Origin of the sequence: Enterobacter sp. HSTU-ASh6 (assembly GCF_026319105.1) — a bacterium.
Lineage (GTDB): Bacteria > Pseudomonadota > Gammaproteobacteria > Enterobacterales > Enterobacteriaceae > Enterobacter > Enterobacter sichuanensis.
This window is the reverse complement of record NZ_WSPD01000001.1, coordinates 123,302-149,095: the sequence shown is the minus strand read 5'-3', so window position 1 is coordinate 149,095 and position 25,794 is coordinate 123,302. Positions and strand designations below refer to the sequence as shown.

At 55.7% G+C, this 25,794-nt stretch carries 22 protein-coding genes and 1 pseudogene; 8 read left to right on the top strand and 15 right to left on the bottom strand.

Annotated elements, in window-relative coordinates:
* Window positions 1-55: 55 nt before the first annotated feature.
* Window positions 56-1,063, bottom strand: coding sequence for an AraC family transcriptional regulator (locus tag GM298_RS00725; protein ID WP_025759491.1), 1,008 nt, complete (start codon window positions 1,061-1,063; stop codon window positions 56-58).
* 281 nt (window positions 1,064-1,344) lie between these two features.
* On the opposite strand from GM298_RS00725, the gene GM298_RS00720 reads away from it, so the two are divergent.
* From GM298_RS00720 to ttcA, 4 genes and pseudogenes are all read left to right on the top strand, one after another.
* A complete protein-coding gene (locus GM298_RS00720) occupies window positions 1,345-2,946 on the top strand; it encodes an aldehyde dehydrogenase family protein (RefSeq protein WP_266153289.1) in 1,602 nt (533 codons plus the stop codon).
* A gap of 155 nt (window positions 2,947-3,101) precedes the next feature.
* Window positions 3,102-3,725: an isochorismate family cysteine hydrolase YcaC gene (ycaC, locus tag GM298_RS00715; protein ID WP_025759492.1), complete on the top strand. Its 624-nt coding sequence runs from the start codon at window positions 3,102-3,104 to the stop codon at window positions 3,723-3,725.
* 156 nt (window positions 3,726-3,881) lie between these two features.
* Window positions 3,882-3,965 (top strand): annotated as a pseudogene (locus GM298_RS00710) (hypothetical protein); the annotation flags it as partial.
* 35 nt (window positions 3,966-4,000) lie between these two features.
* Window positions 4,001-4,936, top strand: coding sequence for a tRNA 2-thiocytidine(32) synthetase TtcA (ttcA, locus tag GM298_RS00705; RefSeq protein ID WP_025759493.1), 936 nt, complete (start codon window positions 4,001-4,003; stop codon window positions 4,934-4,936).
* Window positions 4,937-4,978: 42 nt separating this feature from the next.
* Here ttcA and dbpA read toward each other — a convergent pair whose 3' ends face one another.
* From dbpA to GM298_RS00690, 4 genes are all read right to left on the bottom strand, one after another.
* Window positions 4,979-6,352 (bottom strand): ATP-dependent RNA helicase DbpA, encoded by a 1,374-nt coding sequence (gene dbpA, locus GM298_RS00700; protein ID WP_266153287.1) that lies wholly within the window; start codon window positions 6,350-6,352, stop codon window positions 4,979-4,981.
* Between the two features lie 27 nt (window positions 6,353-6,379).
* Window positions 6,380-6,544 carry a hypothetical protein gene (locus tag GM298_RS23250; RefSeq protein WP_305955528.1) on the bottom strand — a complete coding sequence of 55 codons (165 nt, stop codon included), beginning with the start codon at window positions 6,542-6,544 and terminating at the stop codon, window positions 6,380-6,382.
* Between the two features lie 291 nt (window positions 6,545-6,835).
* A complete protein-coding gene (gene zntB / locus GM298_RS00695) occupies window positions 6,836-7,819 on the bottom strand; it encodes a zinc transporter ZntB (protein ID WP_025759495.1) in 984 nt (327 codons plus the stop codon).
* Between the two features lie 145 nt (window positions 7,820-7,964).
* Window positions 7,965-9,107 carry a methyl-accepting chemotaxis protein gene (locus GM298_RS00690; protein ID WP_128340093.1) on the bottom strand — a complete coding sequence of 381 codons (1,143 nt, stop codon included), beginning with the start codon at window positions 9,105-9,107 and terminating at the stop codon, window positions 7,965-7,967.
* Between the two features lie 457 nt (window positions 9,108-9,564).
* Here GM298_RS00690 and GM298_RS00685 point away from each other — a divergent pair, with 457 nt between their 5' ends.
* The 4 genes from GM298_RS00685 to GM298_RS00670 all read left to right on the top strand — a co-directional run bounded on the left by GM298_RS00685 (window position 9,565) and on the right by GM298_RS00670 (window position 14,018).
* Window positions 9,565-11,694, top strand: a complete 2,130-nt coding sequence (locus tag GM298_RS00685) for a putative bifunctional diguanylate cyclase/phosphodiesterase (protein WP_266153286.1) — start codon at window positions 9,565-9,567, stop codon at window positions 11,692-11,694.
* A gap of 92 nt (window positions 11,695-11,786) precedes the next feature.
* Window positions 11,787-13,019: a sensor domain-containing diguanylate cyclase gene (locus GM298_RS00680; RefSeq protein ID WP_262746627.1), complete on the top strand. Its 1,233-nt coding sequence runs from the start codon at window positions 11,787-11,789 to the stop codon at window positions 13,017-13,019.
* A 74-nt stretch (window positions 13,020-13,093) separates the two neighbouring features.
* The gene (locus GM298_RS00675; RefSeq protein ID WP_032672643.1) at window positions 13,094-13,234 is read left to right on the top strand and encodes an Ecr family regulatory small membrane protein; all 141 of its coding nucleotides are present in this window, start codon (window positions 13,094-13,096) and stop codon (window positions 13,232-13,234) included.
* 217 nt (window positions 13,235-13,451) lie between these two features.
* Window positions 13,452-14,018 carry a DJ-1/PfpI family protein gene (locus GM298_RS00670; RefSeq protein ID WP_025759500.1) on the top strand — a complete coding sequence of 189 codons (567 nt, stop codon included), beginning with the start codon at window positions 13,452-13,454 and terminating at the stop codon, window positions 14,016-14,018.
* Here the strand turns inward: GM298_RS00670 and GM298_RS00665 are convergent.
* The 10 genes from GM298_RS00665 to GM298_RS00620 are packed head-to-tail and all read right to left on the bottom strand — an operon-like array spanning window position 13,996 to window position 25,792.
* Window positions 13,996-15,114, bottom strand: coding sequence for a VasL domain-containing protein (locus GM298_RS00665; RefSeq protein WP_266153285.1), 1,119 nt, complete (start codon window positions 15,112-15,114; stop codon window positions 13,996-13,998). The two genes, GM298_RS00670 and GM298_RS00665, sit on opposite strands and share 23 nt — an antisense overlap.
* Window positions 15,077-15,313: a type VI secretion system ImpA family N-terminal domain-containing protein gene (locus GM298_RS00660; protein WP_266153284.1), complete on the bottom strand. Its 237-nt coding sequence runs from the start codon at window positions 15,311-15,313 to the stop codon at window positions 15,077-15,079. Before GM298_RS00660 ends, GM298_RS00665 begins: the two co-directional genes overlap by 38 nt.
* A 44-nt stretch (window positions 15,314-15,357) precedes the next feature.
* Window positions 15,358-15,873, bottom strand: a complete 516-nt coding sequence (locus GM298_RS00655; protein WP_262784409.1) for a hypothetical protein — start codon at window positions 15,871-15,873, stop codon at window positions 15,358-15,360.
* The gene (tssE, locus tag GM298_RS00650) at window positions 15,854-16,306 is read right to left on the bottom strand and encodes a type VI secretion system baseplate subunit TssE (protein WP_266153282.1); all 453 of its coding nucleotides are present in this window, start codon (window positions 16,304-16,306) and stop codon (window positions 15,854-15,856) included. The genes GM298_RS00655 and tssE overlap by 20 nt, the downstream gene beginning before the upstream one ends.
* Window positions 16,299-16,835, bottom strand: coding sequence for a type VI secretion system lipoprotein TssJ (gene tssJ / locus GM298_RS00645; RefSeq protein WP_266153281.1), 537 nt, complete (start codon window positions 16,833-16,835; stop codon window positions 16,299-16,301). Before tssJ ends, tssE begins: the two co-directional genes overlap by 8 nt.
* On the bottom strand, window positions 16,816-17,919 hold the full coding sequence (gene tssG / locus GM298_RS00640; RefSeq protein WP_266153280.1) for a type VI secretion system baseplate subunit TssG: 1,104 nt from the start codon (window positions 17,917-17,919) through the stop codon (window positions 16,816-16,818). The genes tssJ and tssG overlap by 20 nt, the downstream gene beginning before the upstream one ends.
* Window positions 17,874-19,637, bottom strand: coding sequence for a type VI secretion system baseplate subunit TssF (gene tssF / locus GM298_RS00635; RefSeq protein WP_266153279.1), 1,764 nt, complete (start codon window positions 19,635-19,637; stop codon window positions 17,874-17,876). Before tssF ends, tssG begins: the two co-directional genes overlap by 46 nt.
* Window positions 19,638-19,657: 20 nt before the next feature.
* Complete coding sequence (tssA, locus tag GM298_RS00630; RefSeq protein ID WP_266153278.1) at window positions 19,658-21,241, bottom strand: type VI secretion system protein TssA; 1,584 nt, start codon at window positions 21,239-21,241, stop codon at window positions 19,658-19,660.
* Window positions 21,241-24,651, bottom strand: a complete 3,411-nt coding sequence (locus tag GM298_RS00625) for an ImcF-related family protein (protein WP_266153277.1) — start codon at window positions 24,649-24,651, stop codon at window positions 21,241-21,243. The genes tssA and GM298_RS00625 overlap by 1 nt, the downstream gene beginning before the upstream one ends.
* On the bottom strand, window positions 24,638-25,792 hold the full coding sequence (locus tag GM298_RS00620) for a hypothetical protein (protein WP_266153276.1): 1,155 nt from the start codon (window positions 25,790-25,792) through the stop codon (window positions 24,638-24,640). The genes GM298_RS00625 and GM298_RS00620 overlap by 14 nt, the downstream gene beginning before the upstream one ends.
* Window positions 25,793-25,794 lie beyond the last annotated feature (2 nt).

The following is a 25,794-nucleotide window of genomic DNA, read 5'->3' as shown; positions in this document are numbered from 1 at the left end:
ATCAGGTTGCATCTGTGCACACTTTTAAACAACAAGGCTACCGCCATGTTTTTCTTCAATTCAAGCGCATGGCATTGCGGGCGCTGTCAGGTGTTTGCCCGGTCCAGAGCTGAAATGCGCGATAAAAGGAGTTGGGATCTTCGAAGCCGAGGAGGAACGCGATCTCTGCGCCGGACATCGTGGTATTTGCCAGGTAGTGGCGGGCGAGGCTCTCACGCACCCTATTGACCAGGGTTCGAAAGTTTTCCCCCTCCTCCTCGAGGCGACGTTGAAGCGTACGCTTGCTCAAGCCCAGTCGCTCTGCAGCTTTCTCGATGGTAGCCGCATTACCAGGCAACAGTTCCAGTAAGACAGCACGCACGCGATCCGCTGTAGACGCCGTCGCATCGAGTTCACTGAGCCGACGGCGAAGATCAGGTTCGAACGCGCGAAACATGCTTTCGTTGACCGTCAGAAATGGACGCAAAGCATCCACAGCGGCGAAAGCGATACCTGGACACTCCCCGTTTTGCACGGGCACACCGAAGAAATTCTCGTAACGTCGGGGATAATGAGCGGACGGAAGCGGCGGAAGAATGACGCGATGCGCCTTAATGGGCTCACGGGTAGCGAGTCTGGCCAGTCGGACGAAAAACGCAATCTCGGCCACTTGCAGCGAATGGGGCACATCGGTTTGCATCAACAACCAGCGAGGCGTTACTACCAGCTCGCCTGCGTCGCCCGTGTTTACTTCCAGGCTCATGGGAGCCACAAGTTGCTTGTATTTGGCGAGGCGCTGCATGGCCTGTACCAGATTAGCGCTGCACAGGGCAGCGAACAGTGGCGGGTTGAAAGAATCAGCCGAGAGGGTCTCGACGATGCGTAAGGGAAACATGACATTACTTGCCTCAGCTTCCAAAGCGCGCCAGAAACGAAAATAGTCTTCGGTAGACAGTCCTTGTCTCGCACGGGAGAGTAAATCGTCCGGAAGACCGGCCCGACGCAATACATGACCAGGCTCAACACCCAGGTCCTTCAGTATGGCCAGCCAGCCGATATCCATTGGAAACGTTTTGTTTTGCACCCTCAGAACTCCGTCATTATTGCTCATTCAACCGACGCTCAGAGTATAGAGCAGTCATGCGCTAATACTCCTTCAAACTGCGCCACAATGACAGCGCATTGCGCCATGCTGCAGCATTCCGGGGTTCTGGCCCCTGTACTGGCATCCCTCGCATTAAACGTGGCGCGGATTGCCAGAGCGTTGTCGCGGCTTGCGTCCTATAGTGAGCTGTAAACATCACACCAGGTCGGACACGCTCCATCTGTCCTGAACTGTCCAATCTGAACAATGGAGAAATTCCAATGAATGCTACCAACGCTATCGACCAACTGGCCCCCCAAAAATGGACCGAAACATCTCCCGCAGAACGTTTGCGCCTTCTGGAGGAAATCCGTGCAAACATGAAGAAGTACGGTGATGACCTTGCCCTCGCTGACAGCAAGATGAAGAATGGCATCCTCGGTGCGCCTCTTTTTTCACACTCCCTGTCTAAGGTTGCGACCGTCGTTCCTATGGCGAGTACAGTCTCGGCCGCCATTCTCCTTTACGAATCCATTCTCGACGGCAAGATGCCTCAGCCGCTGAGCGTGGAAAAAGTTAGCGAGGATCTCTACGACATTTATGTCTTTCCGCAGGAGCGGAAGGACAAGTTGATGTACGCGGATCAGAAGAGTCGCATCCGTGTGAAAGGTGAACTGAAACAAATCAATCCGATGGAAAAGCCTGCCGGTATTATTGCCGTGCTGGGGGCCGGCAACTACAGTTCGGCGCTCGAGGTGCTGAAAGCGATCTTCTTCGAGAACTGTGCGGTCGTGCACAAGCCGCATCACCTGAACGAAGAAACCGACAGGATCTGGGCGAAGATCATGCAGCCACTGATTGATCAGCACGTTCTGAGCTTCTGCGATGCCGATCAGGGACAAGACCTGACCGTCGACCCCCGCCTCTCCAGGATCTACTTTACCGGTGGAACCGGAACGGCCGAAGCCATCATGTCAGCCACTGAGACGCCTCTGATCTCCGAATGTGGCGGCAACAACCCGTGCATCATCGTGCCGGGCGACCGGCCCTGGACAAAGAAGGAAATTGAGCACCAGGCAGTGCAGATCGCCACCATGGCAAAGTTCAATGGTGGTGCGAACTGTGGTCGTCCTCAGACCCTGGTGACAAGTAAGTACTGGCCTCAGCGCAAGGAATTCCTTGATGCACTGCGGGTCGCACTCGCGGAGACGACCCCGGCGATGGGTATGTACTACCCAGGAGCTGACAAGGTGGTGGCGGGTTTTCGACAGGCCTATCCCGAGGCGGAAGTACTGCGCCCAGAAGGCGGCAAGTATCCGCATTCCGATGTCATATTGATCACCGGAGTTGAGCCCGGCGGCTACGCCACTTCACATGAAGCGTTCAGCCTGGTAATCGCTGAGGTGCCACTTGACCTGCCAGCCAATGCCACGGGCTTCCTCCCTGGTGCCGTCAAGTTCGCCAACACGCAGCTACTGGGCACGCTCGCCAGTGCGATCCTGATCGATGAGGACACCAGAAAAGCCCATCAGAAAGTACTCGAACAGGCTGTGTCTGACCTGGAATATGGTGCGGTCGCCATCAATGCCATGCCATCTTTCATTTTTCTTAACCCTTATCTTACCTGGGGCGGAAATGAGGCCGGCAAAAAGTTCGTTTCTGGTCGCGGCAACTTCGGCAATTTGCTCAATTACGAAAACGTCGAGAAAGCGATCATGGAAGCCAGGTTTATGTCACCAGGGCACATGCTGTACACGAACAAGCGCGCTTTCGACAACATGGCCGCGAACATGGCGTCTTTCGCAGTCGAGCCAACCTGGATGAACCTGACCTGCCTGATGGGGGATGCCATCCGCGATAGCTTCCGCAAAAAAGATTTCTGAGCCGGAAACTATTGCAGAGCGCATTGTTCCAGTAACTGAACAATGCGTCCTAATAACATTACTTTCTAAGTGGATTTAACAAACTATAATAAATTCACCCTTCGCGGCAACACACTTCCACCAACACACTGTAACTAAAGGGAAAAGGTGACATTATGAGTAAGCCATATGTTCGTTTAGATAAAAACGACGCTGCCGTTCTGATGGTAGACCATCAAACCGGACTCCTGTCCTTAGTACGCGACATTGACCCGGACAAGTTCAAAAATAACGTTCTTGCACTGGGTGATCTGGCAAAGTATTTTGGTCTTCCAACTATTCTGACGACCAGTTTTGAAAACGGTCCTAATGGCCCATTAGTTCCTGAACTTAAAGAACAATTCCCTGATGCTCCCTATATTGCCAGACCTGGCAATATTAACGCATGGGATAACGAAGATTTCGTTAAAGCTGTTAAAGCAACGGGCAAGAAACAATTAATCATCGCGGGTGTAGTCACTGAAGTATGCGTTGCCTTCCCTGCTCTTTCTGCCATTGAAGAAGGATTCGATGTGTTTGTTGTTACCGATGCGTCGGGTACTTTCAATGCAATAACTCGGGATGCCGCCTGGGATCGAATGTCTAACGCTGGCGTGCAGTTAATGTCATGGTTTGGCGTTGCATGTGAATTGCACCGTGACTGGCGCAATGATATTGAAGGTCTGGGTAACCTGTTCTCTAATCATATCCCCGATTATCGCAACCTTATGACGAGCTTTAATTTACTGAACGCTAAGTAAATTGATCCTTCGCAGTCCTCCGGTTAGACCGGAAGGGCTGCGATTTTATTCAGTTTTCTCTTTCCATTTCAGCTGTGGGATTATGAAAGGTTGGATTAACACCCCGGCGAACATCACCAATGCCGGTCATCTTCGGGCTGTGATTGTTAGCGACCTTTATCAGTTATCGGCACCAGATTTAACGCAGCTGTAAAACATGCTGGTATTCGTCGCCGGAATCCGTACCATACGCGGCAGACAAATATTGCCCCTGCTGGCTCCGAAGGTAGTACTCAATGCAACAGAATCAAGAAATTAACAAAAAAGAGCAATACAACCTGAATAAACTGCAAAAGCGACTGCGCCGTAACGTGGGCGAAGCCATTGCAGACTTCAACATGATTGAAGAAGGCGACCGCATCATGGTTTGCCTGTCAGGCGGTAAAGACAGCTACACCATGCTGGAGATCCTGCGTAATCTTCAGCAAAGTGCCCCGGTGAATTTCTCTCTGGTGGCGGTCAACCTTGACCAGAAACAGCCGGGCTTCCCGGAGCATATTCTGCCGGAATATCTCGAGAACCTGGGCGTTGAGTACAAAATCGTCGAAGAAAATACCTACGGTATTGTGAAAGAGAAAATCCCGGAAGGAAAAACCACCTGCTCGCTTTGCTCTCGTCTGCGCCGTGGCATTCTGTATCGTACCGCGACGGAACTGGGTGCGACCAAAATTGCGCTGGGCCACCACCGCGACGATATCCTGCAAACGCTGTTCCTCAATATGTTCTACGGCGGCAAGATGAAAGGTATGCCCCCTAAACTGATGAGCGATGACGGCAAACACATTGTGATCCGCCCGCTTGCCTACTGCCGCGAAAAAGACATTGAACGTTTTTCTCAGGCTAAAGGGTTCCCGATTATTCCATGTAATCTCTGCGGCTCTCAGCCGAACCTGCAGCGTCAGGTCATTGGCGACATGCTGCGCGACTGGGACAAGCGTTATCCGGGGCGGCTCGAAACCATGTTCAGCGCGATGCAGAACGTCGTGCCTTCGCATCTCGCGGATGTTGAACTGTTCGACTTCAAAGGCATCAACCACGAATCTGACGTGGTGAACGGCGGTGACCTGGCGTTTGACCGGGAAGATATCCCGATGCAGCCAGCTGGCTGGCAGCCAGAAGACGATGACAACGCGTTTGAAGAGCTGCGTCTGAACGTGCTTGAAGTGAAGTAAGCGATTAGCGTCTCAGAAATACCTTCTGAGACGCTTCATTCTTTATTTCAGCAAACGTACGCGACAGGTTTTACCTTTAATTTTCCCGTTTTGCAGCTGCTTCCAGGCTTTATGGGCAACGCCCTGGCGAACCGCCACATAGACATGCGCCGGGTGAATCGCAATCTTACCGATATCTGCCCCGTCCAGCCCCACCTCTCCGGTCAATGCACCTAATACATCCCCCGGGCGCATTTTGGCTTTTTTACCACCATCGATACACAGCGTCGTCATTTCGGCTTCCAGCGGCACCAGGCTGACGCCAGCAGGGGCATTCATCCAGTTAAGTTTCATCTGCAGCATCTCTGCGAGAATGTTGGCGCGTTGCGCCTCTTCCGGCGCGCAGAAGCTGATGGCCAGACCGCTGTTCCCGGCGCGTGCAGTACGACCGATACGGTGGACATGGACTTCCGGATCCCACGCCAGTTCATAGTTCACGACCACCTCAAGGGATTTGATATCCAGACCGCGCGCAGCGACATCGGTCGCGACCAGCACGCGGGCGCTGCCGTTGGCGAAACGGACCAGCGTCTGATCGCGATCGCGCTGTTCCAGATCGCCATGCAGCGACAATGCGCTCTGCCCGGCAGCATTCAGGGCATCACAGACCGACTGGCAATCTTTTTTGGTGTTACAGAACACCACGCAGGAGGCTGGCTGATGCTGGCTCAGCAATTTCTGCAGAAGCGGGATTTTCCCCTGCTGCGAGGTTTCAAAGAACTGCTGCTCTATGGCGGGCAGCGCATCTACGCTGTCGATCTCAATGGTCAGGGGATTTTTCTGCACGCGCCCGCTGATGGCGGCGATGGCTTCCGGCCAGGTTGCAGAGAACAACAGCGTCTGACGATCGGTCGGTGCGAAACGGATCACCTCGTCAATCGCGTCGCTGAAGCCCATATCCAGCATCCGATCTGCCTCATCCATCACCAGCGTGTGTAACGCATCCAGCGAAACGGTGCCTTTTTGCAGGTGATCCAGCAGGCGGCCTGGCGTCGCGACGATAATGTGCGGCGCATGCTGAAGTGAATCACGCTGCGCGCCGAACGGCTGTCCGCCACAGAGGGTTAAAATTTTGGTGTTTGGCAGGAATCGCGCCAGGCGACGCAGTTCGCCAGCGACCTGATCGGCCAGTTCACGGGTCGGGCACAGCACCAGCGACTGGGTCTGAAAAAGCGCCGCATCGATATGCTGCAACAGGCCAAGACCAAATGCCGCGGTTTTCCCACTGCCCGTTTTCGCCTGTACGCGCACGTCGCGGCCCTCAAGGATGGCGGGCAACGCGGCCGCCTGAACAGGCGTCATCGTGAGGTATCCCAACTCGTTAAGGTTATCGAGTTGGGCGGCGGGCAGAATATTCAGGGTAGAAAAAGCGGTCACAATTGTCTCTCGTGGTGATCTTTGCGGTCAGATGGCGCGTATCCTCGCAGATCTCGCGGTCCGATGCGACAATTTAATCGGTTCTTCATCGGGCGGCGGGTCGGGCATCGGCTGAGGACGCGGGATGGGATCGGGCATTGGCACCGGATCGGTCGGGGTGGGATCGGACTGTCGTGATTGTTGCAATAGCAGAGCGTTGAGGATGCTCATCATTCCCTCCAGAATTGACTGTCATCCCTTTTAGGGTAGACGCTGAGATTCAGGAGGCAAAAAAAAGCCGACTATGAAGTCGGCGTCGTACGAATCAATTGTGCTATGCAGTAATTCAAAAAAGGAAGTAAGACAATATGGAGCGCAACGCCCATCGCTTGACGTTGCATTCACCTGCGGGAGTAATAGTGCACCTTACGGGGTAAACGTTTATTGACTTCGCTCAATTAAAAGAGCGTTTTGACCCCGTCGAAAGGAGAAAAAAGCGTAAATTTACAGCCATTTACTACGATGCAACCACCATGCAACACCACCAATCAAAACAACTAACATGACGCAAAACGCGGTAAAGCCATAGCGATACGCACCACCCGGAATGCCGCCCAGGTTGACGCCAAACAGCCCGGTAAGAAACGTGCTGGGTAAAAATACCATTGCCATCAGGGACATTGTATAGGTTCTTCTCGCCAGCGACTCCTGCATCACCTGCGCAATTTCGTCCGCCATCACCGCCGTTCTGGCAATACAGGAATCAATTTCATCCAGTCCGCGGCCCAGTCTGTCGGCGATATCCTGCATTCTGCGACGGTGATCGTCATTCATCCAGGCAAGCCTTTCACTGGCCAGACGCGCATACACGTCCCGCTGGGGCGTCATATAGCGGCGCATCACGATCAGCTGCTTACGCAGCAGGGCCAGAAAACCACGCGGCGGGATCTGCTGATCGAGCAGGTTATCTTCCAGGTCGATGATTTTGTCGTGGAGTTCCTCGATAAACTCACTTGCGTGATCGGTCAGCGCATCACACACGTCCACCAGCCAGCTGCCGCAGTCGACAGGCCCGGTGCCCTCTTTCAGATCGTTCACGATGTCATCCAGCGCCAGCACTTTACGCTGGCGGGTGGAGACAATCAGCCCGTCGTCCATATAGACACGCATCGCAACCAGCTGATCCGGACGTTCATCCGTGCTGCCGTTAATGCATCGCAGGGTGATTAGCGTACCGTCACCCATGCGGCTCACGCGGGGCCGCAGGCTTTCCCCGGCCAGCGCATCGCGCACATTGTTAGGCAAAAGCGGCGTTGAGGCCAGCCAGTCAGCACTGTCCGGGTGGGTGTAGTTCAAATGTAACCAGCAGGGATGCGCATTATCGATCACATCGTTGTCTTCCAGCGGTCGGGCACCGCCACGACCATCCAGCACCCACGCAAATACTGCGTCAGGAACGTTAAGTTCAGATCCTTTAATGCTTTCCACAGCGCCTCCACCATTTAACTCTTTCGGTGTCAGTCTAGCTTTCATGAAGGGTTAAGCAACAAAAATGCGTTGTGCAATGTATTGATATCGTGGCGGAGTGTCGGCCGGGTAAGCACGCGCCACCCGGCAAGAAAGGCAGGTGTTGTCAGAGAGAGTGCTCTGGCCGCTGAAGGAAGGCGGGTGAGCCGGACGATAAGGAGGAAGGTGTGCCCTGGTCAAGCCGGAAATTACGCGTGCGGGCCTGCAGTTCAATCACCTGGTTACGCAGCACATCAGAGGAGCCGTTAAGTTCCTCCGCCATTGCCACGTTACTTTGCGTGACCCGCTCCAGCTCTGACAACGCCAGCGTAATCTGAGATATCCCTTTCTCCTGCTCTGAGGTCGAGGCGGAAATTTCGTCCATTAGCCGGCTGACATTCCCTGACCCCGCCACGATCTCCTGCATATTCTTCTCCGCCTCCGATACAACGGTGGCACCCTGGCTGACGTTACTGCTGGTGACTTCAATCAGCGCTTTGATATTCTTCGCGGCCTCTGCACTGCGGTGCGCCAGGTTTCTGACCTCTTCTGCAACGACAGAAAATCCCTTTCCATGATCTCCCGCCCTCGCCGCCTCAACGGCCGCGTTGAGTGCCAGAATATTCGTCTGGAAGGCAATGCCGTCGATCAGCGAGATAATCTCTGTCATCTGCTGAGCGCATTCGGTGATGGACTCCATGTTGGTGGCGACCTGCCCCATCAGCTCCCCGCCCTTGCGCGCCTGTCGCGTCGCCATGTTGGCCTGCTCGCTCGCCAGGCGGGTGTTATCGGCATTGTTTTTGGTACTTGCCGCCATTTGCTCCATGCTGGCTGCGGTTTGCACCAGAGACGCCGACTGCTGCTCGGTTTTCACCGAAAGCTGCGCGCTACGCGACGAGAGTTGATCCGATAAGGTCATGGCGGTTTGCGATGACGCCCTGATCTCGCGCACCAGCGTAGCGATGTTGCCCGAAAGGCTATTAATGCCGGGAATGAGTCGACCCGCGCAGTTGTTGCCAAACTCGGGAATAGACACCCCCAGATTGCCCGCTGTCACCTCTTCAATACTTTTCTTCACCGTATTGATCGGTGTCACAAGATACTTCGTCATATAGATCCAGAGCAAAAATAGCGCAACGAAGTTGATTACGTTAAGGGAAATAAAGAGAGAGGGATTGCTGGAAAATAGAACAACGACACCTGCAGTTATCAAAAAAAGAGATAAAAGGAACCCGATAATAAAGGTCCTGACGCTCATATTTTTTAGCATGATGATACCCACAATTTATATTTTGGTCGGCATCTCGTTTTATAGCATTACCTCAACCGTTTTTCATGGCAATCGTCACTTGTTTTTCTTTTCGCCGTTAGCAACCTGAGATTTTGCTTAAGTTAGATAAAAAACGTGTATTAGTGAAAATGTTCTGCGCGACATGCTGCAATACTGGTCTCCGGCCACGTTAAGCGATACCATCGCCTGCCATGAGACGAGACAATCGCTCTCATATTTAAGGTGCTTTGCTACTATTATTCATTTATGTTTAGCAATGCTTAACAGGTTAATGAAAGAAATATATTTTATATTCTTAACGCGCTTCAGGGTATTAATATGACTGGTCATTTTTCACGATAAATAACTAACCTTGTTTGAATGCGCATGTTCGTTGCCAGATAAAGATGGACCCGGCAGGCGAAATTGGTGACCCTCTCAGGTGTGGGATTGCATAATGCTCAATATATCGTGGGACCCTGTGTTAATCGCTATTTCTTATCTGGTCGCTTTCATCGCCTCTTTTGTGGCGCTGGACAGCGCCGGGAAAATCCCCCTTTCCAGCCGAAAGGCGGCCATGTTCTGGCGCATGGCCGGAGGGTGCTCGCTGGGCATCGGGATTTGGTCGATGCACTTCATTGGCATGCTGTCGATGCAAATGCCAATGATGATGAGTTACGACCTCTGGTTAACCCTTGCCTCTCTCGGCGTCGCGGTGGCGGCATCGACCACGGCCATTAATATTGCCGTTACCGGCAAAAAACTCTCTCCTGTTCCGCTGATCCTTGCCACGACGATCCTGAGCGCGGGCGTGGTATCCATGCACTACATCGGTATGGCGGCCCTGATGCTCAATGACAGTATCCTCTGGGACTGGCGCCTTGTGGCATTGTCCGTCGTAATTGCCGTCGTCGCCTCCGGGGCGGCACTGTGGCTGGCATTCCGCCTGCGTGATAAACACAAAGGGGTCTTTATCGATCGCCTTCTCGCGGCCCTGGTCATGGGTGCCGCAATCAGTGCGATGCACTATACCGGCATGAGTGCCGCCCATTTTCAGGAAATGGCGCACACTGTGCCCGGCGGGATCGGCGAACTGGGGTTGTCCATCTGGGTTTCGGTTACCACGCTTTGCCTGCTCGGGGTGATGTTAATCATTTCGCTTATCGATTCTCACTGGCGTACCAACCGGCTGACGGATAATCTGCGGCAGCTCAATCGCCAGCTTGAGCTACAGGCGCGCTTCGATGCGCTCACCGGGCTGGCTAACCGTCAACAGATGGATATCCGCATGCAGGATTGTCTGCGCAGTGCGTTGCTGAGTAACAGGCAATTTGCCGTGATTTTCCTCAACGTCGATCACTTCAAGCGGGTTAATGATACCTGGGGCCACAACGTCGGGGATGAGTTACTGATCACTGTTGCGCAGCGCATTACGGCCCGGCTCACCCGGGAGATGACCCTGGCAAGGCTGGTTGGGGATGCCTTTATCCTGCTGGTACCGGAATGTGACGACGACAAACTCAACGCCCTGCTCAACGCCTTGCTTGGGGATATGCGACGTCCGCTTTCGCTCTGTGGACATACGCTGAGCACGACAATCAGCGCGGGCGTCAGCCGCTACCCTCAGGATGGCGAAACGCTGCATGAGCTGAAGCTCAAGGCCGATGCTGCCTTACACCATGTTAAAGAAGAGGGCCGCAATGACTGGGCCATTTACAGAACCGAGATGTCAACCGCAGTCCCGGCAAAACCCGGTTTTCTGCAGGAGCTGTCTCAGGCGCTGGAGCGTGACCAGTTTGAACTGTGGTACCAGCCCACCTGGCATGCGGAAGATAAAACGATACATGGTTTTGAAGCCCTTCTTCGCTGGCGACATCCTGAGCAGGGTGTGTTACTGCCTAATCTGTTTATCCCCACGCTGGAACAAACCGGCTTAATCATTCCGGTGGGTAACTGGGCCATTGAAGCGGCGTGTCGGCAGCTTCATTTCTGGACGGAACAAGGTTTCAGCCAGTGGACGCTGTCGCTCAACTTATCCCCCGTCCAGTTCGAACAGCAGGACATTTTCTCTGTCGTGTCGTCGATGCTGGAAAAATACAACCTGTCGCCGTCCAGGTTAATTCTTGAGGTGACAGAAAGCACCGCGCTAAAAAATCTCGACCGCAGCATCGAGTTACTGGAAGCGTTTAATCGTGCGGGGATCACCGTCTCGATCGATGATTTTGGTACCGGCTATTCCAACCTGCTGATGTTGAGCGTACTCCCGGCAAAAGAACTGAAAATTGACAGAAGCTTTGTCACTTCGATGCTGGAAAATGAAAAAAGCTACAAGCTGGTCGAAACCATTATGAGTATTGCCCGCACCATGGAGATGAATGTGGTGGCAGAAGGGATAGAAACGGAAGCACAGCAGGCGGAGCTCACCCGTCTTGGCTGCGACTATCTGCAGGGATACCTTTTCTCTCGCCCGTTACCTGCCGAACAGGTCCCGTGGCTGCTGTTGCAGAAAAACTCAGACAAACAAATTATCCCCATTAATAAAACGCAAACCGACAGCGCCTATATTTCACAAAAAAATCATGCCTGACGGGGTTAAGTAGAGTATGTTTCAAATGAGTACACGCGAGTTAATTCGGTCATGATGGTCAGGCACAGTGTGCCGATGAGCAGGAAACGCCTATGTCACAACCTTGTTTTGATACGCTGAATGTTATTAAAACCCCCGTGTGGCTCATTTCACCCGTGTCGGAACAGATTATTTTTGCCAATGTGGCCGCTCTGCAGGTCATGAGTAATAAAACTCTCGATGCGCTGCGTAAAGGCACCTATTCCGCAACGGCGCAAACCCTCCTGTCGATGTATGTCCCTGAACTCAAAACAGAGCAGGAGATCGTCGAAATCTGGACAATAAGCCGGGATGGGCAGGATACACCATTAAGTTGCCGTCTCTCGCTGGCCCGTTACGCCCCCTGGGGAGATGTGATTGTTTTCGAGGGGTTCGCCCCGCAACTCCTCACAGGATTGAAGGCCAGTCGCTCGGCAACCTACCGGCGGAAAAAACAGGGGTTTTACGCCCGTTTTTTCCAGACCAACAGCGCACCGATGCTGTTAATCGATCCTGCGCGTGACGGCCAGATCGTCGATGCTAACCTGGCCGCGCTGAATTTTTATGGTTATTCGCATGATGATATGTGCAGTAAGCATACCTGGGAGATAAATACCCTGGGGCGAGATGTGATACCCATTATGACGGCGATCGCCGCGCTGCCCGGTGGCCATAAACCGCTTAACTTTGTTCACCGTCTTGCCGACGGTACTACCCGTCATGTTCAGACGTATGCCGGCCCCATTGAGATCTACGGTGACAAGCTGATGTTGTGCATCATCCACGATATCACCGAGCAAAAAAGGCTGGAGCAGGAGCTGGAACATGCTGCGTTACGTGACTCCATGACGGGATTACTCAACCGGCGCCAGTTCTACGCGATTACCGATCAAAGCGACCTGAATCATCTTCCCGCGCAGCAGCAGTTTAGCCTGCTGCTGGTGGATACCGATCATTTCAAGAACATCAACGATCTGTTCGGTCATCTGAAGGGCGATGAGGTGCTTATCGCTCTCTCCCGAACGCTGGAATCCTGCAGCCGAAAAGAGGATTTGGTCTTTCGTTGGGGTGGAGAAGAGTTCGTCCTTCTGCTGCCGCGTACCCCTCTCGACACTGCGCTGCAGATTGCCGAGTCGATCCGTGCGGCCGTTGCCCGTATAACGCTTCCGGGGTTGCCCCGCTTTACCGTCAGCATTGGCGTGGCGCGACATAATCAGGGGGAGAGTATTGATGAGCTGTTTAAGCGTGTCGACGATGCGCTGTATCGCGCTAAAAATGACGGACGTAATAAAGTCCTTGCGGCATGAAACTGGAGTATCCGACAAAGCCCCGCTACAATGCCTGCCTCGGATAAAATAATTTCAGGTGGGTAGAATCTGCAATGGGAAAAACAGAAATAATACTCACCATAATTATTTTACTCCTTATTATATTTGGCTTCTGGTTTATCTTTAGCGGTGAAATCTGGTATTTCGTCGCGTTTCTGGAAAATACCCTTTACCCGACCTTCGATGCCCCATAACGCACGTTTAATCTCTTGTTTCACCTACCGAATTTGTCAGGTACCTGCATGCCGTACTGCCGCGTAAGATACGCGTCGTTATCCTCCAACAACGTTGATAACGAATCACTTATTCACTTGCTTATGTTGCCCGTTCTCTGACGGGCTTTTTTATTTCCGGCAATTCAGCCACGCCAGGCTATATCTTAATCATCTTTGTTGATAAAGGTGAGGAATGATGAGCAAGAAAATCCTGATGCTGGTGGGTGATTACGCCGAAGATTACGAAACCATGGTGCCTTTTCAGGCGTTACAGATGGTGGGCCACCAGGTCGATGCAGTCTGCCCCGACAAACCGAAGGGCGACTACATTATAACGGCGATCCATGACTTTGACGGCGCGCAGACCTACAGCGAAAAACCCGGCCACCGTTTTACCCTTAACGCCGACTTTTCCAGCGTTAAAGAGCAGGATTATGACGCCCTGCTGATCCCCGGCGGCAGAGCGCCCGAATATCTGCGCTTAAATGAGGACGTGTTAAAGCTGGTTCAGGCATTTGACGCCGCACGTAAACCGATTGCCGCGGTATGTCACGGCCCGCAACTGCTCGCTGCCGCTGGCATACTGAAGGGACGGACCTGCAGCGCCTACCCGGCCTGTGCGCCTGAGGTCCGTCTCAGCGGCGGACATTACGCCAGTATCGGCATCGATCAGGCCCATGTTGACGGCAACCTGGTGACCGCCCCCGCCTGGCCTGCGCATCCGCAGTGGCTGGCGAAGTTTACTGCGCTGTTAGAAGGATAAAGCTCAAAGAATCCAGATGACGTGAGGCTTCCTCAATACTGACTCCGGGGGTGTTACCCTCCCCCGGTGCGCTAACCAACTGACGCAGTTGCTCTTCAGCCGGTACTGCACTGGCAAACGAACGGGTTATCTGCCAGACCATCGTCTTCAGTTCACTTCCCGTCAGGTATTTTCCCTTCTGATGATCCAGCGCATCCAGCTTTGCCGACAGCGCCTGAAGTTGCGTCATTCCCTCATTCCAGCCCTGGAGCTTGCTGGCGGGCAGCGTCCGGGCCATCTGATACTGCTCCCAGCGTTTTACCAGCTCACGGGTTGCCGGGTCGTCCGGCCACAGGGTTTTTGCCTGCGTCACCAGTCCCTGGGCATAGCGAAGCCGCCATCCCGGCGACTGGTTCATGACCCCGTTGACCTGATTCGTTATTCGCTCAAGCCAGATGGCAGATTCTGTCCGGCTGTTATCCGTCTTCCTGAAGGCATCGATTTGCGGGGCAGTCATGGGGTCAGGCAGCGGGGCAACGGAGGCGGCCAGGGTATTTGTGGCGTCATCCGGCTGATGCAGGACCTGCCACCCAAAAGCCGTTGCTGCGCCCAGCACCAGCGAGGTTGCCATGCCGGCCACAAAGACGAGCCACCGTTTTGCTTTAACTGTTGGCATCTCTGCCACCCGCACTCTGACCTCGGGCTCCTTATGGATGACATAGACCAGCTGGCTGGCAGGTCGCACCGCTTCCTCAGGCAAAGCAGTACCCCGGGAGGTCTTCTCATGCAGAGCACCGTTTTCCAGGCGACTTAAGGCACTGCATATTTGCTGCAGCAGGGATGCCGGGTTACAGGCGTATCTGAGTTCCTGACGCTTCAGAATGTCGTCCAGCGCCTGCAGTTGCTTTTCAGCCAGCTCAAGGGCTGTGAAATCAGCAGGCTGCAGTGACCAGGTGCGGAAAAGTTTCTGCAGGCGCTGAAAAAGTCCACTGAGAATTTCAGCCCGGGCCTGCACCGGCTGCGGCCAGAACTGAGCCCACTGGTAACTCAGCATCGCTGTCAGGATGGCCAGCCCCTCGTTAAGCCCCCCTGACCTGCGCCAGCTGGCTGCGTGCAAGGGTATACCAGGCACCGGTCTGCAGCTCAACACCGTTGATTTCAAACAGGGAAAGCGCCAGTTTTTCCACCTGCATCCAGTCGACGTCCGGACGTGCCGGGTGTGTCAGTTTGCTCATCTCATCGCGCAGCGCCGTAAATTGAGGCAGTGAACGCGGATCGCCGCCGGTTCTGACCGGACGGGGTTGTTCGTCATGCATGTTTCATTTTCCGGGGAAAAGCGAGCCAGAGTCAGGCTCAGGGTTTACTCAGGAAGCAAAGGGGCAATCATCGTAAAGAATGCCTCTTCATCAAACCGGGCAGGATCGCCGCCCTGCACGCCGGCCGGACACCAGGTCCAGTCATTCTGTCTGCCGCTGCGCATAAACAAACGGTACAGGGGCCGGATAGCGTCCGGCGCATGCAGACAAGCCTCAATACAGCCGGTCACGCCCGGCCCGTACAGGAAAATGGGGGTAAACCGGATGCTTCGCTTTCCGTAGTGCAGGGTGATACCCGGCACCGAAAACGCGCTCCCGCCGATGAGAAATTCAACCAGCGCAGTGGCTGTGGCTTCCGCGCGGATTTCTGTTCCAGCAAGCCACGTGTCCATTGACGCCTGGAGCTGGCTGATTCGCAGGCGAAACGCCGCAATATCCGCTTCCGCCTTCGTGTCAAAAGCTTCACAGCGGGGATGCTGGTCCTGCAGTTTTCTTAAAAATCGTGCTTTTGCCGACATGGTTTTACTGTCCGTCAGAAGATTAGAGGCGGGTCCGGGCATCAAGATACTGCTGCTGTTTGAGGTGACGGATCAGCACACGGCCTTCGGGCATAAACGCCGTGCCATAACGCACCAGACCAATCCCCCTGAGTTCAGCATCAATCGCATAACGCAGCTCACCCGGAATAGTCTGCTCAAGCAGAACCACATCAATTTTCTTAAGCCGCGGTTCGTACTTAAGCAATACCGCCGATAGCGTGCCCATTAGTTCATGCGCGGTACCCGGCATGCCCTGAAGAATTCTGGTCATATCCGGCAGACCGTAGTCCGGCAGGTGCGCCAGCGTGCCGGCGCGGCAGTTCAGGATATGTTGCATGTTGTCCAGTACCGAAAGGATAACCTGATTCTCTTCGCTGACCTGATGCAGATCGAGGCCGCCGGTAAAGTTGCCGTAAAGCGTTTCATACAGCGATGGACGGAAGGACTCACTCATCTTTCAGTGCCTTCAGCGTCAGCCGGTTGTCACCCGCTTCAATCACCCGGGCCTTGTCCGGATCAAGCTCATCGCGGCCCAGTACCACACGCCAGGTGTTGTTCTCCTGGTCCGGCGACATAAACATTCCGGCTACCGCCACATACTGTGCCTTTTCGTCCATCGGCATATCGACCATGACCGCCCCGCCCGGCTGCAGGCGAATATCTTTCTCCGCCACCAGGTCTGCCCTGAGGGCCTGACTGTCGGCTTTAAAGAGTGACGGGTAGTCCGTACTGTCAAACGTCTTACGGTCCTTAAGCTGGTAAATACGCACCACCGTGGACAGTGCCACCCCACCGGCGTTGTGGTTCACCGCCTCACGGGCGCGAATGTCGAGATGCAGGCTGTTCACCTGTTTATAAAATATGGTCCTAGTCACAGCGACAGTGCCGTCCGTGACTTTCTGAGTCAGGCCACAGCCTGCCAGTATCAGTGAAATACCCGCGGCCAGTACGGCCAGGGGAAATTTACCAGCGGTAATCGCCATCTTCATCGGTCTCCCTGCGGTGAATAGGTTCCTGTACCCGCTCATAGCGGCCAAGATTGATGGTTATTGTTTTGGGATGCGTGGCGGTGTTTGCCGCATTCAGCGGCCGCATCACGGCGGTGCGGCCCAGCTGCACCGCGCCGGCTCCGGGCTGAGTGTTTATCGTCGCGTCAGGTAACAGGTTACGGTCGACACACAACTGCAGGCGGACATCGAGGCGCGAACCAAGATACACGTGCAGCAGCGCCAGCAAATCCGTGTGGAGCTCGCCGCCGGGTAACCAGCCCGTCACTTCCGCCGGGTCCGTGGTGGTCAGGCGCATCAGCACCTGGCTATTCACGTCGGTGGCGTAGCTGCCCATCACCGGGCGGTTTGCCAGGGTAACCGGCTGGCGAACATGCATCGCCAGCGGGTTCTTCAGCGGTACACGGCGTTTGTCATGGTGCCATATTTTTACCTGAGTGTTGGGCGCCAGCAGACGCACAACAGAGGCCATGCCTTCCGCCGTGCGCCCTGGTAGCAGCATCACCGGCAGCAGCGCCAGAAAGCGTGAAGCCGGCGCGGCGATGCTGTCCGTACAGCCGTCAATCCCGAGTCCGGCCAGCCCCAGCAGGTACTGCGAGGTTTTGTCCCTGCCGCCTTCTTCAAAGGTTGCCGGATACGAGTACTTACGCCAGATACGGTAGTACTGGGTAATCAGGCGGTGATTGAAGATATCGAGGAAACCGGCAGTGGCCTCATACCCTTCCCGTCTCCGGGTGATGTCATCGGTATAGTGCGTCGGCAGGGGGGATTCCACGCCGTAGAGCCCCATAAAGGTGATGCGCACCGTCGGCGGCAGATGGGGATGCTCGGGTAACTCCACCCCTTTGATTTCAGAAGCCGGGAACCCCATCCCGGGATGGGGCCGGAAGCGCACCGGCTCACGCTTAACCTGCCAGGTGCTGCCGGTAACCGGTTGACCCGGCTGGCTCTGCTCCAGCAGCTGGCAAAAGCGATAAAAGTTCATATACGGCAGGTACTGCCGTAGCTGCGCTGTCAGCCGGGCAGCCGCGGACTGTGGTTCTCTTTCCACCGGATACATTTTCCTTCTGGCTGAACGATGAGGGTGAGCTGGTTGAACTGGTTCATGTCGGCATAGAGCGCGAAGAAACGGTTGAGCATTTCGCCAAACAGGTGAATGTCCCCTTCCCCCGTAAAACCGTTGCTGTCGAGCGTGACTTCGATATCCAGCCCACGCAGCAGGTAACCCTGCTCGAACCGCTGCAGGCGGTGATGCGTCACCTGCTGTATCGCCTCCAGACGGCGGGTGTTCAGTTCATCCTCCTGCCAGTTGTACAGCGCAAGCGTCCCGCGCAGCACTTCAGCAGTACTCATCATGTTCAGGAACCCGGAACCCAGGTGACTCAGCACCCGCCAGTGAAAACGGTCTTCCGCAGGCGGGTAGACGGGCAGCGTCGGCCTGCAGAGGTTGCGTACCGAAAGCGGTGTACTGACCACCTGTTCACAGCGGTCAAGCAGTGTGCTCTGCAGCGCCCGGCGCGGTAACTGACCGTTGGTACCGGTGATTTGCAGCGACACGGCTTCGCGCTCAAACAAGCGGTCATCCTCCCACTGGTGCCCGCCGAGAATAAGCCAGGTGTCATACAGCCCGGTCACGCTGCGCTTCACGCGTGTGTGGTAGTAGCGCGGCGGCGCATGGCGGCGCATCATTCCGCCCTTGTGGCGGAAACTGCTGAACGGGACGTACTCCGCGTCATGAGTCCGGTTTGAGCCGGTGACTGAATCGACAGAATAAATCTCGGTATGTCCGTCCTGCAGACGTTTCGGGCGCAACAGGTACTCGCTTTCAAGCCCGGTGATGGTGAGCGGATCCGCTTCCAGGGTGAACAGGTTAATCACCGGCACGCAGTGCAGGCGAACGGCCTCTCCGGTAACCGGCAGGTCAGACGGCCATGGCGTACTGAACACCACTTCAATGTCGAAATACTCGGCCCCTGCTGGCGGCGTGATGCCGTCAAGGCCATTGAGGTGGACAAACATAAACTTGTCCCGGAAGGTGAAGTATTCCAGCAGCAGCTGGTAGCCGCTGAAGGCGGTATCCCCTTTCGGCCAGAGTCCGTCTTCCTCCGCAAAGCCGCCCGGTGAGAAATATCCGTCAAGATGAATACGGTCAGTCTGCCCGGGCAGGCGCAGGTACAGCGCCGCCTGCCGTTTGGTCAACATCAGGTGCAGCTGGCTGCTGACCGGGGCATCCGCCCCGAGATACAGGCTCAGACGGCTGAGGTCAGCACCGGACCAGTCCGCCTGACGGCTGCAGGCAAAGCGCATCCGCAGCAGCGAGCGACCGTCGGGCTCCGTCGTCATGGTAACACCCGATATGCTCAGGGGATTGAGCATCACATCCTGAGTGGTGCGATAACGGCAGACGGTATTTTTCGGCCCCACCGGCCGGGAGTACACCTCAAGGCCTGCGGGCACCACTTCCGCCGTTTTCATGGCATGCAGCGCCGGGGTCAGTGCCACCACCGAGAGTGACGGAATGGTGCGCAGGTAGTGTGGCCAGAGCATGCTGACCAGCCCCTCGGTAAGCTCCGGCAGGTCGTCGTCTATCTTTTCACGCAGCCGCCCCACCGAGAAGGCAAATCCTTCGAACAGACGTTCAACATACGGGTCGGGGGTCCCGGCCTTATCCAGGTCCAACATCGCGGCCCGGTCCGGATGGGTCTGTGCAAATTCTCTGGCGGCTTCACGCAGGTAGCGCATTTCTGCGTCGTAATAACGCAGGGTCAAATCTTCCATTTATTCTTTTTCCTGTGGATCTAACCGCAAAGAACGGCGGCGCGGGCAGGGTCAACGGTAATAAGCCCGGCCAGTAACTTATCCATCACCGGCGTCAGGCGGGCCCTGTCTGCCTCACTGCGACCCGCTTTCAGTCGCAGGAGTTTCAGGTGCCGGGCCTGGACTTCAAACAGCAGCTCAGGCTCCCAGTCGCTGAGGGTGATGTCACCGGCTCGCTCACCGAGCTCAGCAAACAGGTGTACCGCCAGCTCATTTTTGCCGTACTGCTCAGCAATACGCCCCATCAGCAGGCGCAGCAGCCACTTCTGGCGTTCGGTGGTTATGCCCGGGCGGGTCTGTAGCCATCCCAGCGCCGCATTCGGGCCCTCGCTGTCCGCCAGCGCCACGGCTTCCGGCTCCAGCGCCAGAATGTCATCGTTTCCACTAGACACGTGCGCGGAAGGCATGTCATTACCCCACCCGTCCGCCGTGTCCAGCACGCTCTGCCGGATCCAGTTCAGCGTCACCTCATCCGCAAACGGCGTGCCGTCGCTGAAGGCCAGCGTTTCGAGCCCGGAAAGGCGGGTCAGCAGCCCTTTCAGGTCAGCGGCGATGATGTCGGCCAATGTCTCCTGCCCGGATTTCGTCAGCGCCTGATGGATATACCACTGCAAATCCAGCCACAGGTGATTAGCACCACGGGAAAAGGCGCTGTCGGCCGTTTCCAGCATCTCAGCCCAGTTCTGCTGCAGGTAGAGGCGTTTGAGCAGCGCGCGCTGGTCCGCCCGTGGCGGTTCGATGCGAGTACGGCCCTGTGCATCCGGGGCCGGAATGGCCCACAGGGTGTCATGCCGCAGGCTTTTCATCAGATGGTGCGCTGACAGCCAGCCGTCAGGCTGTTCGCGCAGGTATTCACTGAGCGTACGGGCCTGCGCCAACAGATCCTGGCCGGATGCGATCCGCCCGATAACCGGGGCATCGCTATGGCTCGCCATGGAAGGTATGTCACTGATGCCAGCATTCTGCGGGACCACCGCATCCACCCCGCCAGCCTTCTGCAGACGACTTTCCAGCGCACCATACAGCGCATTAAGATCAGGCGGCTCGTTTTCGGTAAGCTGCGCTATCAGCAGCAGCGCCCCGGTGGTACGTACCGCTTCTTCCCGGACCACTTCCGGGTACAGGGAAAGGGAGTCGGTCATACGCGAACCGGCCAGCCACTCCAGTGCTGCCGTACGGCTGCGCTCCCGCCGGGGATGCAATTGCGCGCCAAAGCGGTCTATCAGACCGGCCAGCAGTTCGAGTCCTTCGGCCAGCCCCTTTTCGCCTTCCCGGTGAAGTTTCGCCCAGCAGTACCAGGTTGCCACACGGATATCTTTCGCAACGGTGGTTAAAATCTTTTCTGCATGCTGGCAGATAAGCGCAGTGTCTGCGCCAGAGAGCTTATTGATTTCCTCGCGAATTTGCTGGAAGTCATCATCATAGCCCGGGTCTTCACCAGCGGACGATGAACCGGACAGCGGCTGCAGCCAGCGCTCCCACTGCGCCACGCGTTCCCGGGTGGCGGCAAGCAGTGGGACCTGTTCGGCCTGGCAGGCGCTGAGTAAGGCGTTCAGCATGTTCATCAGTAAACCTCCTCTTCATCACTGATAACCGGGTCTGACACGGCCATGTCGGTTGTGCTGAAGATGGTCTCCGGCAGGCGGAAGTTGCGCAGCTTCAGCAGTACCAGCGGCCCCTCCCCCGCTTCGGTACGCAGGGTGTAATTGAGCACGCGACCATCCTGGGCTTTCCAGCTCAGGCTGTAACTGCTGTCGGCCCCCGGGTAAGCGCTGACCACAGCCTTATCGAGCAGGCGTACCCAGCCCCAGGTACCAGGGATATCAGCATACTGACGGGTCCCGGCCTGGGTGCTTATCCAGCTTAAGACCGCGCCGGGCGCCTCCGTATCCGCAGGCCAGCTAAAACGCTTCCACGTCGGCATCTGGTTCACGTAGGTGAGTTTCTGGCTATCGATAATCAGGTCTGTCTGCATCACGCCATCGGCAGTGCCCGGACGCAGCTCGAAGTTCATCCCGGCGTTGCCTTCGGTGAAGGCCACATCCGAGATATGGCTCAGGGTGTTGACGGCATTAATGAATGCCGGGTTAAACACCAGCCCCTGGGAGTTGATACTGTCCGGCACCCAGTGGTTACCCTCTTTATGCAGCACACCCCTGAGGCGCGTCTGCAGGAACTGGGCAATCCGCCCGGAATCCGCATTGAGGTATTTCGCCAGCAACGGCAGAGAAACATCACTGGTAGCGTTGTTGAACGGATAACGACCGCCAAAGGCACTGTTCCACTCAGCCACCACCGCCTGTTGCCACTGGGCATTAAGACTCTCCGCCGCCGGGGTCAGCACCTGCTGCCAGGCCTGCTCCATCGGAGTCACAAATACCGAGCGGCCAAAACCGCTCCACTCCTGCCCCAGGCCGGCGGCAATCAGGCTGCCGTAGTCGCGGGTTTCGGTCAGGTCGACAGCTTTGCCCTGGAAAACCGTCTGAGCAATGGTCTGGGTCATTGCCTGCGGATCGGCGGCATTGGTCACCTGCTGCAGGCGCAGACGCACCTGGGTCACCCGGGTGAGGTATGACTGCAGGCTCTGCACCTGTTCGCCGGTGCGGCTTTTATCCATCAGCGCCAGTACCGGGCCAAAGGTCGCATCCAGCGGACCATGGACGCCAGCGCTCTGGTCAATCGCGTCCTTATCGTCACCACCCAGCAGGTTTTTGGCTGATTTCACCAGTGAATCGGAAATCGCCTCGCCGGTCTGTCCGGTACGTCCCTGCACGTTCAGGGTGTTCATCAGCGCCACCAGAGGCGACTGACGCACGTCGGCCATCAGGGTCAGTTGGTCAATGGAGTCCGACAGTGTGGCTGCCGGGTTCCAGCGCAGGCTGTTGAGAAATTCCAGCCATGCACCCCCAAAATCGGCAAAATAACGCGCCGTCAGGCGATTTTTAAGTGCTTCCGGAGAGATTTCATCCTGCTGACTGACCGGACGTTTGCTGTCAGTCAACACCCAGTCGAGCTCGTCGCGACGCGCCTTCACCACTTTTTCAATAGCAGGCTGCACCGCCTGCTCCCAGGCCTGGCGGGTAAACATACCGGGTACGATTTCCGTGGTGCTGAACAGGCGGGCGGCATCGGTATCGCCGGTCATGTCTTCGAGACGCATATCCACATAGAGATGCGCCACCTGAGAGAGCATTTTCTGGTACAGCGTCGATTCACTGTTACGCACGCCCATCAGGCGAACCAGCAGCGACCGCGCCTGACTGATCATGTTCTCATCGGCACGGAGCTTCCACTCCGGATGCGTGACAACCTGCGCGCCAAAGAACGACAGCAGCGACGGAGCCATGCCCTGCCAGATACTGTTTTTCACGCCGTCACGCGTCGGCCAGGACTGAAGCAGTGCTGTACTGAACCAGGCCGCATCCATATGCTCAGGACGCGCCAGCATCAGGTAAAGTTTCAGCTGGTCATAGGCCGTTTTTGCCCTCTGCTCGCGCAGTGGACTATCCGGCGGCAGCGCATTAAAGGCATTAAGCCGGGTCTGCAGGTGAACCGCGGCGGCATCACGCAGCAGCGGCAAGGCGCTGTCCTGGTAGCGTGGCCAGAGTGCCGCCAGCAGCGCCTTGTTCTGGCTCAGCCCGGCCTGCTCATACCACGGCACGCCGTGCTCTGAACGGTACTGCAGGCGAGCAAGGGTTTTCTGGAGTTCAGCCAGGGCGTGCAGACGCTGCTCCGGCGGCTGATTTTGCCGTAAAGCCAGCGCGGCCTGGGCATTCGCGGCCTTAATCTGGCTGCGGTTGGTCACATACGCGATACCCATCCACATCGCCCAACCCGCCATCGTCAGCACAGCAACAGACACCATCACCCTGCGCCACGGAATGCCAGGCTTAACGGGACGCAACGCGGCAGGCAGCATCCGGACAGTTTCAGGCAGGACATCCCAGCGCCTGTCCATGCCCCAGTGATGTTGCACGTCACGCTCAGCGCCGGCAGAAGGCTGACTGAACACCACGCCGGCCAGCGGCAGCGGGCGGTACGGATTGAGCATCACCGACAATGGCGCGGTTACGCTCTCCGGTTCGTGAATGAGCTGGTCGGCAAGCGTCAGTAAGAAGTTGTGTTTCACCTCATTACAGGTCTGCTGCAGGCCTTGTGAGGTCAGAGCCGGCGTCAGCGCTGCGAGTTGTTCAGCCAGCCCTTCAGGACTGCACCCTGCAGGCAGCAGGCAGCCTGTCGCCTGCACGATGCGGCCTTCCGGCTTACCGGCGCGCGGATGCAGGGACCAGACATATAGGGGGAGTTTCCAGCCCAGCGCATCCATGCGGTTGCTGATGGCATGAGACAGGAAATCCATGGTGCTTTCAGAAGGCACCGGTAGTGGTCGTTCCAGACCCGGCGCTGAAAGCTGGTCAAAGGCCGAGGTGACCCATACCAGGCCATCCACCGGACGGAGGCGCAGTTTGCGCAGCGCGGTCAGCCAGGCGCTGTCGACTGGGGTATTGAGGTCACCGCCCCACAGCAGCAATGTCCCGCGATCTTCCTGCCAGAGCTGGGTGGTGAGGCTGGGGGTGAGTATTTCAACGTCTGTGGTGGTGCCGGTTATCAGCAGGATGCGCGTTTTGCGTCCCCAGCGACGGCCATAGAGGTTACGCATGGCTGCACGGATGGTGTCGACGGTGACGTTGCGTGGTGCGGTCTGTTTAACACGACCTTCATCGGCAGGCAGGACATTTTTACGCTTTGCCTGAAAGCGATGCCAGCCCTGCTTGATGGCAAGGCCAATTGTTTTACCATGACGAAGCATCATTAACAAAAACAAAACACCGGCAAATGCCAGACTCTTCAGAAACGTAGTGCGCAGCCCAACCTGATCGCCAAAGTTCCAGATTAACCCGGCAATTCCCCCTGCAATGAGGGAAGAGAATCCCAATCTACCCCAGCCTCCCCGCCATGACGAATTACCTGTTGTCATTATTTCGGTTCCCTGTTTGCACTGTATTAATAAATTTCTGGTCGCCATCGGTAGAAAGCATCAGACAATCTGCTTTCTGGATATTCACAATATCACTGACCACAGCGCTCATTATCCAAGGGGAAAAGGGGCCGCTGAGTCCAGCATATTGCTCCAGCCAGTGGAGCTGTTCAGGCTTCCAGGACCCCGCATGCTTAGCCGCCACTTCAAGCAGGTCCGGAAATAAATCGCCCCAACCAGCCTGATCGCCGATGATATTTTCTGTGGCACAGGCCTGAGTCTGTGTTGAGAAAAACGTATCCAGTGATTTATCTATACCCCTCATATCTAACGACATTGGCCGTAGCAGGCAGGCATCATGTGTAAGTTGATATTTAGTGGCAACATCATCTGATGTCAGCAGAAGCGCGACCAGAACATCGCTATATTGTCCTTCCCCCTGAATCTGATGTACCAGAATAAGATCTACATCCAGCGTTGGCGATTTGATCCGTTCTTCCAGCCAGATAAAGGTCTTTGCGGTCTGTATATTCAAAACAGGGACAGGGCGCAAAGGAACTGAGTCCTGCCAGACCTTTGCAAATTCGTCCTGAAGTGTCAGGACATCAGTCTGCGAATCTGTCAACAACGTGACGCTAAGGGGTAAATCCGATGGAACCTTAGCCAGGGCATCACCAGCACATTCAAGTAGTTGCGAGAAGCAGCTTTCGGCAGCTGGGTAATGTAAATGCCGCGTCAATGTTGTGTGCTGCATCTGCTCAGCAGATGCCTGCAAAAAACGATATGGCGTCAAAGCATCCGGAAAAATGACACTGCTATGCAGCACAGCAATGTTGCGCCCGGCCCATTCAGTCCATTGTTGCTGGGCATAATTAGCTTCATTAGCCTCGAATTCGTACTTTTCAAACGCACTGTTATAGAGCCAACCCCGCAGGCAAAGGAAGAAAAACCAGATAACTATTGGACTTGCGGTTACGGCCCAACGATTGAATTCCTGTAAAGGTCCCGAAAGCTTGTTAGCATGCAGGACGAACAGCATCACACTCCCTACAACCGCAGTAAGCCCCAATATAAGCCACAGAACAAAAGAAGGTTCTTCAGGCTTCCCGGATACCGTTGATTTCTCACGCTCCCAGCTCATTA